The 14,352-nt window shown below is 69.7% G+C and carries 12 protein-coding genes; 10 read left to right on the top strand and 2 right to left on the bottom strand.

The window, feature by feature from the left end:
* Positions 1 to 50 precede the first annotated feature (50 nt).
* From nuoF to C2865_RS05900, 10 genes are read left to right on the top strand one after another with little or no spacing between them, the layout of a single operon-like run.
* Positions 51 to 1,343, top strand: a complete 1,293-nt coding sequence (gene nuoF / locus C2865_RS05855; protein ID WP_106397202.1) for an NADH-quinone oxidoreductase subunit NuoF — start codon at positions 51 to 53, stop codon at positions 1,341 to 1,343.
* Positions 1,344 to 3,743: an NADH-quinone oxidoreductase subunit G gene (locus tag C2865_RS05860; protein WP_106397203.1), complete on the top strand. Its 2,400-nt coding sequence runs from the start codon at positions 1,344 to 1,346 to the stop codon at positions 3,741 to 3,743.
* Complete coding sequence (gene nuoH, locus C2865_RS05865) at positions 3,743 to 5,029, top strand: NADH-quinone oxidoreductase subunit NuoH (protein ID WP_106397204.1); 1,287 nt, start codon at positions 3,743 to 3,745, stop codon at positions 5,027 to 5,029. The genes C2865_RS05860 and nuoH overlap by 1 nt, the downstream gene beginning before the upstream one ends.
* Positions 5,016 to 5,543, top strand: a complete 528-nt coding sequence (gene nuoI / locus C2865_RS05870; protein ID WP_106397205.1) for an NADH-quinone oxidoreductase subunit NuoI — start codon at positions 5,016 to 5,018, stop codon at positions 5,541 to 5,543. The genes nuoH and nuoI overlap by 14 nt, the downstream gene beginning before the upstream one ends.
* Positions 5,543 to 6,319: an NADH-quinone oxidoreductase subunit J gene (locus C2865_RS05875; protein WP_106397206.1), complete on the top strand. Its 777-nt coding sequence runs from the start codon at positions 5,543 to 5,545 to the stop codon at positions 6,317 to 6,319. Before nuoI ends, C2865_RS05875 begins: the two co-directional genes overlap by 1 nt.
* Positions 6,316 to 6,609, top strand: a complete 294-nt coding sequence (nuoK, locus tag C2865_RS05880) for an NADH-quinone oxidoreductase subunit NuoK (protein WP_106397207.1) — start codon at positions 6,316 to 6,318, stop codon at positions 6,607 to 6,609. Before C2865_RS05875 ends, nuoK begins: the two co-directional genes overlap by 4 nt.
* 13 nt (positions 6,610 to 6,622) lie before the next feature.
* Complete coding sequence (nuoL, locus tag C2865_RS05885; protein ID WP_232835384.1) at positions 6,623 to 8,521, top strand: NADH-quinone oxidoreductase subunit L; 1,899 nt, start codon at positions 6,623 to 6,625, stop codon at positions 8,519 to 8,521.
* Complete coding sequence (locus C2865_RS05890; protein ID WP_106397208.1) at positions 8,521 to 10,059, top strand: NADH-quinone oxidoreductase subunit M; 1,539 nt, start codon at positions 8,521 to 8,523, stop codon at positions 10,057 to 10,059. The genes nuoL and C2865_RS05890 overlap by 1 nt, the downstream gene beginning before the upstream one ends.
* Positions 10,056 to 11,657, top strand: coding sequence for an NADH-quinone oxidoreductase subunit NuoN (gene nuoN / locus C2865_RS05895; RefSeq protein WP_106397209.1), 1,602 nt, complete (start codon positions 10,056 to 10,058; stop codon positions 11,655 to 11,657). The genes C2865_RS05890 and nuoN overlap by 4 nt, the downstream gene beginning before the upstream one ends.
* 15 nt (positions 11,658 to 11,672) lie before the next feature.
* Positions 11,673 to 12,668, top strand: a complete 996-nt coding sequence (locus tag C2865_RS05900) for a polyprenyl synthetase family protein (protein ID WP_408608294.1) — start codon at positions 11,673 to 11,675, stop codon at positions 12,666 to 12,668.
* Between the two features lie 4 nt (positions 12,669 to 12,672).
* On the opposite strand, the gene C2865_RS05905 is transcribed toward C2865_RS05900, so the two are convergent.
* Positions 12,673 to 13,314, bottom strand: coding sequence for a C39 family peptidase (locus C2865_RS05905; protein WP_157963579.1), 642 nt, complete (start codon positions 13,312 to 13,314; stop codon positions 12,673 to 12,675).
* A gap of 74 nt (positions 13,315 to 13,388) precedes the next feature.
* A complete protein-coding gene (rarD, locus tag C2865_RS05910) occupies positions 13,389 to 14,291 on the bottom strand; it encodes an EamA family transporter RarD (protein ID WP_106397211.1) in 903 nt (300 codons plus the stop codon).
* Positions 14,292 to 14,352: the final 61 nt, after the last annotated feature.

The following is a 14,352-nucleotide window of genomic DNA, read 5'->3' on the forward strand; positions in this document are numbered from 1 at the left end:
ACCAGAAGGCACAGCCCGCTCTTCGCCGCGAGGCCGACGAAGGAGGCATCGTGACCACCCTTACCCCCGTTCTCACCAAGAACTGGGACCAGGCGGACTCGTTCACGCGCACGGCGTACGAGCGCAACGGCGGCTACCAGCCGTTGCGCAAGGCACTGGGCATGGAGCCCTCGGCCATCGTCGACGCGGTCAAGGACTCCGGTCTGCGCGGTCGCGGCGGCGCGGGATTCCCCACCGGCATGAAGTGGGGCTTCCTCGCCCAGGGCACGGGCAAGCCCACCTACCTGGTGGTCAACGCCGACGAGTCCGAGCCGGGCACCTGCAAGGACATCCCGCTCATGATGGCCGACCCCCACGTGCTCGTCGAGGGGGTGATCATCAGCTCGTACGCGATCGGCGCGCACCAGGCGTTCATCTATGTGCGCGGTGAGGTCCTGCACGTCATCCGCAGGCTCAGGCAGGCGGTGGAGGAGGCCTACGAGGCCGGATACCTCGGCAGGGACATCCTCGGGTCCGGGTTCGACCTGGACCTCGTGGTGCACGCCGGCGCCGGAGCCTACATCTGCGGCGAGGAGACCGCGCTCTTGGACTCTCTGGAGGGGTTCCGGGGCCAGCCCCGGCTCAAGCCTCCCTTCCCGGCCGTCGCGGGCCTCTACGGCGGGCCCACCGTGGTGAACAACGTCGAGTCGATCGCCTCGGTTCCCTCGATCGTGGACCGCGGCGCCGACTGGTTCGCCTCCATGGGCACCGAGAAGTCCAAGGGATTCGGGATCTTCTCGCTGTCGGGGCACGTCACCAGGCCCGGCCAGTACGAGGCGCCGCTGGGCATCACGCTGCGCGAGCTGCTGGAGATGGCCGGCGGGATCCGCGAGGGCCACGAGCTGAAGTTCTGGACGCCGGGCGGCTCCTCCACGCCGATCTTCACCGCCGAGCACCTCGACGTCCCGCTGGACTTCGAGTCCGTCGGCGCGGCCGGATCGATGCTGGGCACCCGGGCGCTGCAGATCTTCGACGAGACGACCTGCGTGGTGCGATCCGTGCTGCGCTGGACGGAGTTCTACGCGCACGAGTCCTGCGGCAAGTGCACGCCGTGCCGCGAGGGCACCTACTGGCTCAAGCAGATGATGAAGCGGCTGGAGGCGGGGCAGGGCACCGAAGAGGACCTGTCGACCCTCAACGACATCGCCGACAACATCCTCGGCCGGTCGTTCTGCGCCCTCGGCGACGGCGCGACCAGCCCGATCCACTCCTCGATCAAGCACTTCCGCGAGGAGTACCTGGCGCACTTCTCCCACGGCGGGTGCCCCTTCGACCCCGCCAAGTCCACGAAGTGGGGTGCATAAATGACTGCGACCTCCGAGACGGGCGTCGTTCCGCAGGAAGACCTGGTCACCGTCACCATCGACGGCTTCGAGGTCAGCGTCCCCAAGGGCACGCTGGTCATCCGGGCCGCCGAGCTGCTCGGCATCCAGATCCCGCGGTTCTGCGACCACCCGCTGCTCGACCCGGTCGGCGCCTGCCGCCAGTGCCTGGTGGACATCCCCGACGCCGGCAACGGCAGGGGCTTTCCCAAGCCGCAGGCGTCCTGCACCATCCCGGTCGCGCCCGGCATGGTCATCAACACCCAGCTCACGTCCCCGGTCGCCGACAAGGCGCAGAAGGGCGTGATGGAGTTCCTGCTCATCAACCACCCGCTGGACTGCCCGGTCTGCGACAAGGGCGGCGAGTGCCCCCTGCAGAACCAGGCGATGTCCAACGGGCGCGGTGAGTCGCGGTTCGTCGAGCGCAAGCGCACGTTCCCCAAGCCGCTGCCGCTGTCGTCGCAGGTGCTGCTGGACCGGGAGCGCTGCGTGCAGTGCGCCCGGTGCACCCGCTTCTCCGAGCAGATCGCGGGCGACCCGTTCATCGACCTGTTCGAGCGCGGGGCCAAGGAACAGGTGGGCGTCGCGGACGGCAAGCCGTTCTCGTCCTACTTCTCCGGCAACACCGTGCAGATCTGCCCGGTCGGCGCGCTCACCGGCGCTGCCTACCGGTTCCGGGCCCGGCCGTTCGACCTGGTGTCGGTGCCGTCGGTGTGCGAGCACTGCGCGTCCGGCTGCGCCCAGCGCACCGACCACCGGCGCGGCAAGGTCACCCGCCGCCTCGCCGGCGACGACCCGCAGGTCAACGAGGAGTGGAACTGCGACAAGGGCCGCTGGGCCTTCACCTACGCCACCCAGCCCGACCGGCTGCGCCACCCGCTGGTCCGCAACGCCGAGGGCGTGCTGGAGCCCGCCTCGTGGCCCGAGGCGCTCGCCGCGGCCGCGGCGGGGCTGGCCGGCAAGAAGACCGGTGTCCTGACCGGCGGGCGGCTGACGCTGGAGGACGCCTACGCGTACTCCAAGTTCGCCCGCATCGCGCTGGGCACCAACGACATCGACTTCCGGGCCCGGCCGCACACCGCCGAGGAGGCCGACTTCCTGGCCTACGGCGTCGCCGGGCACGGTATCGAGGTCTCCTACCAGGACCTGGAGAACGCGCCGGTCGTGCTGCTCGCGGGCCTGGAGCCCGAGGACGAGTCGCCGATCGTCTTCCTGCGGCTGCGCAAGGCGGTGCGCAAGAAGGGCATGAAGGTCCTGTCGATCGCACCGTTCGCCACGGACGGGCTGCGCAAGCTCGAAGGCAGGCTGCTGCAGGCCGGTCCGGGCGGTGAGCCGGAGGCGCTGAGCATCACCGGTGAGGCCGCCGAGGCGCTGGCCGCCGAGGGCTCGGTCATCCTGGTCGGCGAACGGCTCGCGCAGTCCACCGGGGCGCTGAGCGCCGCGGTGCGGCTCGCGCAGACCACCGGGGCCAGGCTGGCCTGGGTGCCGCGCCGCGCGGGAGAGCGCGGAGCGCTGGAGGCCGGTGTGCTGCCCGGCCTGCTGCCGATCGGCCGCCCGGTCGGCGACGCCGCGGCGCGGGCCGAGGTCGCGCGGGTCTGGGGTGTCGCCACCCTGCCGGACGAGCCCGGCCGCGACGGCGCGCACATCCTGGCCGCCGCCGCGTCCGGCGAGATCGAGGCGCTGCTGGTCGGCGGGGTGGACCCCTACGACCTGGAGCACCCGCGGTTCGCGCTGTCGGCGCTGGAGGGCACCGGTTTCGTGGTCAGCCTGGAGCAGCGGGTCAGCGCGGTCACCGACCGCGCCGACGTGGTGCTGCCGGTCGCGGCCGTCCAGGAGAAGTCCGGGACGTTCGTGGACTGGGAGGGCAGGGGCCGCCCGTTCGAGGCGGCGCTGAAGACGCCGAGCGCCATGTCGGACCTGCGGGTGCTGGGCGCCCTGGCCGACGAGCTGGACGTGCACCTGGGCCTGCCCGACCCGGCCGCGGCGCGCCGGGAGCTGGCCGAGCTGGGCGCGCACCGGGGCGAGCGCCCCGACGCGCCGGGCACGCTGGCGGACTTCACCTTCACGCCCGCCTCGGGCGAGGCGGTGCTGGCCACCTGGCGGCTGCTGCTGGACGACGGGAGCATGCAGGACGGCGAGCCGCACCTGAAGGGCACCGCGCGTCCCGCGGTCGCCCGCGTGTCGGCCAAGACCGCGGCGGAGAACGGGCTGAACGGCCTGGTCACCATCGCCACCGACGAGGGCGCGATCACGGTCCCGCTGCGGATCGACGACCTGCCCGAGGGAGTCATCTGGCTGCCGGCGAACTCGTCCGGCAAGAACCTGCTGCGCGAGCTCGGCGCCACGACCGGCAGCATCGTGAAGATCGGAGGTGTGGGCTGATGGGTCCCGATCCGTCGCTCCCCGCATTCGGCCAGGACCCGTGGTGGCTGATGCTCGGCAAGGTGCTGGTCATCTTCGTCTTCCTGGTCCTGACCGTGCTGCTGTCGATGTGGGTGGAGCGCCGCATCATCGGCCGCATGCAGCTGCGCGTCGGCCCCAACCGCGCCGGGCCGTTCGGCCTGCTGCAGGGCCTGGCCGACGGCGTGAAGCTGGCGCTCAAGGAGGACATCGTCCCCTCGGGCGTCGACAAGATCATCTTCTGGACGGCCCCGGTGGTCGCCGCGATCCCGGCGTTCGTGTCCTTCGCCATCATCCCGTTCGGGCCGACGGTCTCGATCTTCGGCCACCAGACGCCGCTGCAGGGCACCGACCTGCCGGTCGCGGTCCTGCTGGTGCTGGCGATGGCCTCCATCGGCGTCTACGGGATCGTGCTGGCGGGCTGGTCGTCCATGTCGCCCTACTCGCTGCTGGGCGGCCTGCGCTCCAGCGCCCAGGTCATCTCCTACGAGATCGCGATGGGCCTGTCGTTCGTGGCGGTGTTCCTCTTCGCCGGCACGCTGTCCACGTCCGGCATCGTCGAGGCGCAGGCCGACCGCTGGTTCGCGGTGGCGCTGCTGCCCTCCTTCGTGGTCTACGTGATCACGATGATGGGCGAGTCCAACCGCATCCCGTTCGACCTGCCCGAGGGCGAGGGCGAACTGGTCGCCGGCTTCCACACCGAGTACTCGTCGCTGAAGTTCGCGATGTTCTTCCTCGCCGAGTACATCAACCTCGCCACCCTCTCGGCCCTGGCCACCACCCTGTTCCTGGGCGGCTGGCGGGCCCCGGCGCCGATCTCCACCGTGTGGGCCGGCGCCAACGAGGGCTGGTGGCCGGTGCTGTGGTTCCTGGTCAAGATCTGGGCCTTCATCTTCTTCTTCATCTGGCTGCGCGCGTCCCTGCCCCGGGTGCGCTACGACCAGCTGATGAAGCTGGGCTGGAAGGTGCTGATCCCGTTCTCCCTGGGCTGGATCCTGCTGGTGGCCACCATGCGGGCGCTCACCCGGGAGGGCTACGGCACCGGCACCCTGGTCGTCGTCGCCGCGGTCGTGGTGGCGCTGGCCCTGGGCGCCTCGGTGCTCTACGACATGATCCGCAAGGACAAGCAGGCCGTCTCCGAACCGGACGACAAGGCCAGGGCCGAACGGGAGGACCCGTTCGCGGGCGGCTTCCCGGTGCCCCCGATGGACGCCCCGCACTACCACGGGACGTCCCCGCAGAAGGAGGTCGAAAGTGGGGTTCACTGACTTCCTGAACCCGGTGAAGGGCTTCGGAGTCGCGTTCCACCAGCTGTTCACCAAGGTGGAGACCGTCCAGTACCCCGAGGTCAAGAAGCCCACCGCGCCCCGGTTCCACGGCCGGCACCAGCTCAACCGCTGGGCGGACGGCCTGGAGAAGTGCATCGGCTGCGAGCTGTGCGCCTGGGCCTGCCCCGCCGACGCGATCTACGTCGAGGCGGGCGACAACACCGAGGACGAGCGCTTCTCCCCGGGCGAGCGCTACGGCCGGATCTACCAGATCAACTACCTGCGCTGCATCCTGTGCGGGCTGTGCATCGAGGCGTGCCCGACCCGGGCGCTGACCATGACCAACGAGTACGAGCTGGCCGACGACAGCCGCGAGTCGCTGATCTACACCAAGGAGATGCTGCTCGCCCCGCTGCGCGAGGGCATGGAGCAGCCGCCGCACGAGATGCGGCTCGGCGAGACCGAAGAGGACTACTACCGCCTCGGCCTCGGCGCCAAGGACGGTGACTTCTGATGGTGGCGTTCTGGATCCTCGCGGTGGTCTCGGTGGCTGCCGCCCTCGGCATGATCTTCCAGCGCAAGGCCGTGTACTCGGCGCTGCTGCTGGCCGTGGTCATGCTCAGCCTGGCCGCGCTGTACGCGGTGCAGGACGCGCCGTTCCTGGCGCTCGTGCAGGTGATCGTCTACACCGGCGCGGTGCTGATGCTCTTCCTGTTCGTGCTGATGCTGGTCGGCGTCGCCACCGTCGACTCGCTGGTGGAGACCCTCTCCGGCCAGCGGATCTGGGCGGCGGTCGCGGGCCTGGGCTTCGCCGGGCTGCTGGTCTTCGGCATCGGGAACGCGGTGTTCGCCGCCGACGCCGGTCTGGCCGCCGCCAACGGCGAGGGCAACGTCATGGGCCTGGCCCGGCTGATCTTCAACAAGTACGTGTTCGCCTTCGAGGTGACCAGCGCCCTGCTGATCACCGCGGCGCTCGGCGCGATGGTGCTGGCGCACAAGGAGCGCGTCTCGCCCAAGGCCAACCAGCGCCAGCTGTCCGAGCAGCGGTTCAAGTCCGGGGAGCACCCGGGCAACCTGCCCAGCTCGGGCACCTACGCCCGGCACAACGCGGTCGACATGCCCGCGCTGCTGCCGGACGGCTCGGTCGCCGAGCGCTCGCTCAACCCGGTGCTGACCGCCCGCGGCGACACCGTCGACCGGCATGCCGACCTCGCCGGCGAGAGCCAGACCGAGGCGATCGCTGGCGACGTCGAGGCAGTCGAGAAGACCGTAGAGGAGGCCCAGAAGTGAGCCATTACCTCATCCTGTCGGCGCTCCTGTTCAGCATCGGCGCGGTGGGCGTCCTGATCCGCCGCAACGCCATCGTGGTGTTCATGTGCGTCGAGCTCATGCTCAACGCCACGAACCTCGCGTTCGTGAGCTTCTCCAAGATGCACGGCAACCTGGACGGCCAGGTCATCGCGTTCTTCGTGATGGTCGTCGCGGCCGCCGAGGTCGTGGTGGGGCTGGCGATCATCATGACCATCTTCCGTTCCCGCAGGTCCTCGTCGGTCGACGACGCGAGCCTGCTGAAGTACTGAGGGGCTTGGGGACGTGGAAACACATCTGGTTGCGGCCACCGGGCTTCAGGCCTACGCGTGGCTGCTGATCGCCCTGCCCCTCGCGGGAGCGGCGATCCTGCTGCTGGGCGGGCGCGCCACCGACAAGTGGGGCCACTATCTGGCCACCGCGCTGTCGGGCGGCGCGTTCGTCCTCGGCTTCCTCATGTTCTGGCAGATGCTCGGCTACCCGGGCGAGGAGCGCGCCCGGAGCGTGCACCTCTACCAGTTCATCAAGACCGGCTCGGTCGACGTCGACATGGGCCTGCTGCTGGACCAGCTGTCGATCAGCTTCGTGCTGCTCATCACGTTCGTCGGCACGCTGATCCACGTGTACTCGATCGGGTACATGGCCGAGGACGCCAACCGGCGGAAGTTCTTCGCCTACCTGAACCTGTTCGTGGCGTCCATGCTCCTGCTGGTGCTGGCCGACAACTACCTCGGCCTGTTCGTCGGCTGGGAGGGCGTGGGCCTCGCCTCGTACCTGCTCATCGGGTTCTGGCAGCACAAGCCCACCGCGGCCGTCGCCGCCAAGAAGGCGTTCGTCGTCAACCGCGTCGGTGACATGGGCCTCGCGATCGCGATGATGCTCATGTTCGCCACCTTCGGCACCGTCTCCTACACCGGCGTCTTCGGCCTGGTGGAGAACCCGGCGGTGTCCGAGGGCGTCATGACCGCGCTCGGCCTGCTCCTGCTGCTGGGCGCGTGCGGCAAGTCCGCCCAGCTGCCGCTGCAGTCCTGGCTGCTGGACGCGATGGAGGGCCCGACCCCGGTGTCGGCGCTCATCCACGCGGCCACCATGGTCACCGCGGGCGTCTACCTGATCGTCCGCTCCGGCGTGATCTTCGAGGCGTCCCCGACCGCCCAGCTGGTGGTCGCCATCGTGGGCGCGGTCACGCTGCTCGCCGGTGCGATCATCGGTTGCGCCAAGGACGACATCAAGAAGGCCCTCGCGGGCTCGACGATGTCGCAGATCGGCTACATGGTGCTCGCCGCGGGCCTCGGCCCGGTCGGCTACGTCGTGGCGATCGGCCACCTGATCACGCACGGCTTCTTCAAGGCCGGCATGTTCCTGGGCGCCGGGTCGGTGATGCACGCCACGGAAGACGACGTGAACATGCGCAGGTATGGGGCGCTGCGCAAGCTGCTGCCCATCACCTTCGGCACGTTCTTCCTCGGCTACCTCGCGATCATCGGGGTGCCGCCCTTCGCGGGCTTCTTCACCAAGGAGGGCATCATCGAGGCGGCCTGGGACCAGAACGTGGTCCTGGGCGTCTGCGCGATCGCGGGCGCGGCCATCACCGCGTTCTACATGTCCCGCCTGATGTTCATGACCTTCTTCGGCGAGAAGCGCTGGGACCCCGACGTGCACCCGCACGAGTCGCCCGCGGTGATGACCGTGCCGCTGGTGATCCTGGCGGTCGGCTCGGCCGGCATGGGCGCCTTCCTCATGCTGGGCGGCAGGTTCGAGTCGTTCCTCGAGCCGGTCACCCGCACCCCGCACGCCGAGCACCACCTGATCACCCTCAACGGGGTCGTCACCCTGGTGCTGGTGGCGGTCGGCGTGGCCATCGCCTGGGTGAAGTACGGCGCCCGCCCGGTGCCGCAGACCGCTCCCCAGGGTTCGGCGCTCACCACGTTCGCCCGCAAGGACCTGTACGGGGACGCCCTGAACGAGTCGCTGTTCATGCGGCCCGGCCAGTGGCTGACCCGGCTCGCGGTGTTCTTCGACAACCGCGGCGTGGACGGGCTCGTCAACGGCCTGGCCGCCCTCATCGGCGGCACGTCCGGCCGGGTCCGGCGGCTGCAGACCGGCTACGTCCGGTCGTACGCCCTGTCCATGTTCCTCGGCGCGGGCCTCCTCGTCGCCGCACTGCTGGTGGTGAGGATCTGATGCTCTCCGCACTCATCGCCCTTCCCGCCCTGGGGGCGCTGGCCGTCGGCCTGCTCCCCAGGGGGAAGGACCAACTGGCCAAACCGATCGCGCTGGCGATCTCGGTGGCCGTCGCGGTCTACGCGATCGTGCTGGCCTTCGGCTACGACACCACGTCCGCCGAGCGCTTCCAGCTCACCGAGACGTACTGGTGGATCGAGTCGTTCGGCGTGCACTGGGCGCTCGGGCTCGACGGCGTCTCGCTGACGCTGGTCCTGCTGTCGGTCATCCTCGTCCCGCTGGTGCTGCTGGCCAGCTGGACGCCGGCCGACCGCTACGGCGGGGCGTCCACCGACGACGTCCCCGAGCGTTCGGCGAAGGGCTACTTCGCCCTGATCCTCTTCATGGAAGCGATGATGATCGGCGTCTTCGCGGCGACCGACGTCTTCCTCTTCTACGTCTTCTTCGAGGCCATCCTCATCCCGGTCTACTTCCTGGTCGGCCGGTACGGGGGACCGCAGCGCTCGTACGCGGCGGTCAAGTTCCTGCTGTACTCGCTGTTCGGCGGGCTGCTCATGCTGGCCGCCGTCATCGGCCTGTACGTGGTCGGCGGCAGGAACTCGTTCCTGCTGAGCGACCTGACCGGTCTCGACATCGACCCGGCCACCGCCAAGTGGCTCTTCCTCGGTTTCTTCATCGCGTTCGCGATCAAGGCGCCGATGGTGCCGGTGCACACCTGGCTGCCGGACACCGCGGGGCAGGCCCCGGCGGGCGCGCTGGTGCTGATCGTCGGCGTGCTCGACAAGATCGGCACCTACGGCATGATCCGCTTCTGCCTGGAGCTGTTCCCCGGCGCGTCGAGGTGGGCGACACCGGTGGTGATCACCTTCGCGGTGATCAGCATCATCTACGGCGCGGTCCTGGCCATCGGCCAGGTCGACCTCAAGCGGCTCATCGCCTACACCTCGATCAGCCACTTCGGGTTCATCGTGCTGGGCATCTTCGCGATGACGACGGCCGCCCAGTCCGGGGCCATGCTCTACATGGTCAACCACGGGTTCTCCACGGGCGCGCTGTTCCTGGTCGTCGGGTTCCTCATCTCGCGCCAGGGCTCGGCCCGGATCGACGCCTTCGGCGGGGTCCAGAAGGTCGCGCCGCTGCTGGCCGGGACCTTCCTGGTGGCCGGCCTGTCCGGCCTGGCGCTGCCGGGCCTGTCGTCGTTCGTCTCGGAGTTCCTGGTGCTGGTCGGGACGTTCTCCCGCTACCAGGTGGCCGCGATCATCGCGACCTTCGGCATCGTGCTGGCCGCGATCTACATCCTGTGGGTCTACCAGCGGGTGGCCGGCGGTCCGTCCCTGGTCGACTTCCCCGATCTGAGCAAGCGCGAGCTCGCCGCCATCGGGCCGATCCTGGCGATCATCGTGGCCCTCGGCTTCTTCCCGCAGCCGATCCTCAAGGTGATCAACCCCTCCGTGGAGCGCACGCTGACGGTCGTGGAGCAGAACGATCCGCAACCGACCGTCGCAGAGGCTCCCACTAGTCCGGGAGTGAGGCCGTGACCGCTTCAGTTCTCGCCGCGGGGAACATCCCCGCACCGCACGTGGAGTACGACCTCGTCGCGCCGCTGCTGCTCGTCTTCGGAACGGCCGTGCTCGGCGTCCTGGTCGAGGCGCTCTTCGGCCGGAGGTGGCGGCCCCGGATCCAGGTGCCGCTGGCGTTCGCCGGGCTCGGCGCGGCGTTCGTGTGGACCGTCATCCTGGCGGTCAACGCGGACCCGCACCAGGTGGCGGCCGAGGGCGCGCTCGGCATCGACGGGCCGACCCTCTTCATCCAGGGCACGATCCTGGTGCTGGCGATGCTCAGCATGCTGCTCATCGCCGACCGCCGGCAGGACACGTTCGCGGCGCAGGCCGCGGCGCTGCCGGGCACCGACGCCGAGGCGCGCGCCCTGGCCGGCGGGTCCGAGCACACCGAGATCTACCCGCTCACCCTGTTCGCGGTCGGCGGCATGCTGATGTTCCCGGCCTCGAACGACCTGCTCACGATGTTCGTGGCGCTGGAGGTCATGTCGCTGCCGCTGTACCTGCTGTGCGGTCTGGCGCGCCGTCGCCGCCTGCTCTCGCAGGAGGCGGCGGTCAAGTACTTCCTGCTCGGCGCGTTCTCGTCGGCGTTCTTCCTGTTCGGCATCGCGCTGCTGTACGGGTACTCGGGCAGCATGTCGCTCGGCGACATCGCCCAGGTCGTCCAGACGGGGCAGACCATCGTCCCCGAGGAGGTCGTCGGCCGGGTCCAGCCGCAGGAGGCCACCGAGGCGCTCCTGTACGGCGGTGTGGCGCTGCTGGCCGTCGGCCTGCTGTTCAAGATGGGCGCGGTGCCGTTCCACTCCTGGAAGCCCGACGTCTACCAGGGCGCGCCGACCCCGGTCACCGCGCTCATGGCGTCCGGGACGCTGGTCTCGGCCGTCGGCGCGCTGCTGCGGGTGTTCTACGTCGCGCTGGAGAACATGCGCTGGGACTGGCGTCCGATGATGTGGGCGGTGGCCATCATCACGATGGTCGTCGGCTCGATCGTGGCGATCACCCAGACGGACATCAAGCGGATGCTGGCCTACTCGTCCGTCGCGCACGCGGGCTTCCTGCTCACGGGCGTGATCGCCACCTCGGAGAACGGCCTGTCCTCGGTGCTGTTCTACCTGGCCGCCTACGGCGCGACGACCATCGGCGCGTTCGCGGTGGTGACGATGGTGCGCGACACCTCCGGCGAGGCGGGGCACCTGTCCCGCTGGGCCGGCCTGGGCAAGCGCTCCCCGGCCGTCGCGGGGATCTTCGCGTTCTTCCTGCTGGCCTTCGCCGGCATCCCGCTCACCAGCGGGTTCACCGGGAAGTTCGCGGTGTTCCGGGCGGCCTTCGAGGGCGGTGCCGCGCCCCTGGTGGTGGTCGGCGTGCTCAGCTCCGCCATCGCGGCCTTCTTCTACGTGCGTGTGATCGTGCTCATGTTCTTCAGCGATCCGGAGCCGGAGGGCCCGTCCGTGGTGGTGGCACCGGCCACCGCGGCGGCGGTGGCCCTGGGTCTTGCGGCTACTGTGGTACTCGGCGTGCTGCCGCAGCCGCTGCTGGACCTGGCCGGTCAGGCCGCCGGTCAGCTTTTCGTGCGTTAGAAGGGGTCTACTCCTGTGGGTGCTGCCGTGCCGTTCGGCCTGCGTGTGGACGACGCGCTGGCCGCGCAGATGCAGCGGGGGCTCGAGGACGTCGAGTCCCTGCTGCTGGAGACGGTCGACAGCGAGGAATCGCTGCTCACCGAGGCGTCCCAGCATCTGGTGACGGCCGGGGGCAAACGGTTCCGGCCCATGCTGGTGCTGCTGGCCGCGCAGTTCGGCGACACGTCGGCACCGGGAGTCGTCCCGTCCGCCGTCGTGGTGGAGCTGACCCATCTGGCGACGCTCTACCACGACGACGTGATGGACGAGGCCCCGCTGCGGCGGGGCCAGGCGTCCGCCAACTCGCGGTGGACCAACACCGTGGCGATTCTCACAGGCGACTACCTGTTCGCCCGTGCCTCGGACCTGCTGGCCGACCTCGGCACCGAGGCGGTGCGGATCCAGGCCCGCACGTTCGCCCGGCTGGTGCGAGGTCAGATCCAGGAGACCGTGGGGGTCCCCGAGGACGGCGACCCCCTCAAGCACTACCTGCAGGTGGTCGCCGACAAGACCGCCTCGCTGATCGCGACCTCGGGCCAGTTCGGGGCGATGATGGCCGGGGCCTCCCCGGCGGTCGTGGACACGCTGACGTCGGCGTGCGAGAAGATCGGCGTCGCCTTCCAGCTCTCCGACGACATCCTGGACGTGGCGTCCGAGACCGCCCAGTCGGGCAAGACGCCCGGCACGGACCTGCGCGAGGGCATCCGGACGCTGCCGATGCTGCACGTCCTGGCCGGTGACGACCCGGCCGACGCGCGGCTGCGGGAACTGCTGTCCGGGCCGATCGCCGACGACGGCGACCACGCCGAGGCGCTGCGGCTGCTGCGGGCCCACCCGGCGATGGCACGGGCCAAGGCCGACACCCGGCGGTGGGCGGAGGACGCCCGGGCCGAGCTGCTCACGCTCCCGGACGTCCCGGCACGGGCGGCGCTGGCGAGCCTGTGCGACTACGTGGTGTCCCGGACGGGCTGAGGGCTCAGTCCTTGGTCAGGTAGAACATGCCGGCCGCGCCGTCCGTCGACTGCGTGGCCCTGGCCAGCTTCTTCAGCGGCATGACATGGGTGCCGCCGTTGAAGTAGTAGTTGTACGGGTCCCAGATGGTGACGGTCTTGGCGCGCTTGTCGTACCCGTAGGCGATGATCAGATGGCCGGGGTTGCCGTCGATGAGCCCCTTGTACCAGGGCAGCCGCTTCATGTAGACCTGCAGCGGCACCGCCTTGCGCAGCACGCCGACGTCGTGCACGACCCGCTTGGCGAGCCGGCCCGGCTTGTTCGCGTCGTAGGCGAGGGAGAAGCGGTAGCCCTTCTTGCTCGCGTAGGAGTTGAGCACCCGGATGGCGTCGTAGTCGTAGGTGCCGTAGGGGGAGCGGGTCTTCATCTTCCGGGCCAGCGTCTTCTGGCCCACGTTGATGCCGAGTTTCGCCAGGGAGATCGAGGCGCCGGCCGGTGCGCACCACAGCGGCCGCGACTGGTACACCCTGTCGATCTTGAGGGTGAGACGGGAGGGCGAGCCCGAGACGCTGATCCCCTTGGCCTCCGCGGGGGCCGGAGGCTGGAGCACGACGAGCGTGGCGGTGAGCGCGGTGCCGGACACCAAGCTCGCGAGTACCTTGTTCACCTTGGCGGAACTCCGGACAGTCGGGGTGGTTCGTGCGGTAAGCCTGCCGAAGAGAACTGACCGGTGCAAGTGTCTCAGGCGGCAGCAGCGGCGACGGTTTCTCCGGCGCGGGTTTGACGGGCGGTACGTAGAGCGTCCCAGGTCAGTATCGACAACGCCACCCAAACAAGGGTGAAACCTATCCACCTGCTGGGTGGCATCGCCTCATGCTGTATCAGCAGTCCCACCAGGAACTGCAGCACCGGGGCGACGTACTGCAGGAGCCCGAGGCTGGTGAGCGGCAGGCGCTGCGCGGAGGCGTTGAAGAGCATCAGCGGGACGGCGGTGACGATCCCCAGGGTCAGGATCAGCAGGACGTTCCCGGTGCCCGCATGGCCGAAGGCGGCGGTGCCCTGGGCCTGCGTCCAGGCCATCAGGCCCAGCGCGGGCAGGGCCAGGACGGCCGCCTCGACCGTCAGGCTCTCGGCCGAGGGCATCGCGGCGCGCTTCTTCATCAGCCCGTAGGTGCCGAACGACAGCGCCAGGACGAGCGCGATCCACGGGGGCCTGCCGTAGTCGGAGGTCAGCACGGCCACCGCGACGGCCCCGACGCCCAGGGCGGTCCACTGCCACGCCCGCAGCCGCTCTCCCAGCAGGAGCACGCCTATGAGCACGGTGACCAGGGGGTTGATGAAGTAGCCGAGGGACGCCTCGATGGTGTGCCCGGAGTTGACCGCGATGATGTAGGTGACCCAGTTGACCGCGATCACCACCGCGGCGACGGACAGCAGCAGCCACTGGCGGCGGGTCATGCGGCGGATCCAGCTCCAGTTGCGGGCGGCCGCCAGCAGCAGCCCGACGGCCACCAGGGTCCAGACGACGCGGTGGGCGAGGATCTCGCCGGCCTCGGCCGGTTTGAGCAACGGGAAGTACAAAGGGAACAGACCCCAGAGCGCGTAAGCCGCGAAACCGTAGATCAGTCCCTTTCGTATTTCCATGTCGCGAAGGCTATCAACCAGTAATGAGTAACAACAGAGTCGCTCATGTCACGCCCGGCTG

The organism is Actinocorallia populi, from assembly GCF_002995495.1.
Classification (GTDB): Bacteria; Actinomycetota; Actinomycetes; order Streptosporangiales; family Streptosporangiaceae; genus Actinocorallia; species Actinocorallia populi.

What these genes read in the sequence shown, in the direction of transcription:
- nuoH (WP_106397204.1), top strand. Translation starts at nt 3,743, where the DNA reads ATGGGTCCCGATCCGTCGCTCCCCGCATTCGGCCAGGACCCGTGGTGG.
- C2865_RS05860 (WP_106397203.1), top strand. Translation starts at nt 1,344, where the DNA reads ATGACTGCGACCTCCGAGACGGGCGTCGTTCCGCAGGAAGACCTGGTC.
- rarD (WP_106397211.1), bottom strand. Translation starts at nt 14,291, where the DNA reads ATGGAAATACGAAAGGGACTGATCTACGGTTTCGCGGCTTACGCGCTC.
- C2865_RS05875 (WP_106397206.1), top strand. Translation starts at nt 5,543, where the DNA reads ATGGTGGCGTTCTGGATCCTCGCGGTGGTCTCGGTGGCTGCCGCCCTC.
- C2865_RS05890 (WP_106397208.1), top strand. Translation starts at nt 8,521, where the DNA reads ATGCTCTCCGCACTCATCGCCCTTCCCGCCCTGGGGGCGCTGGCCGTC.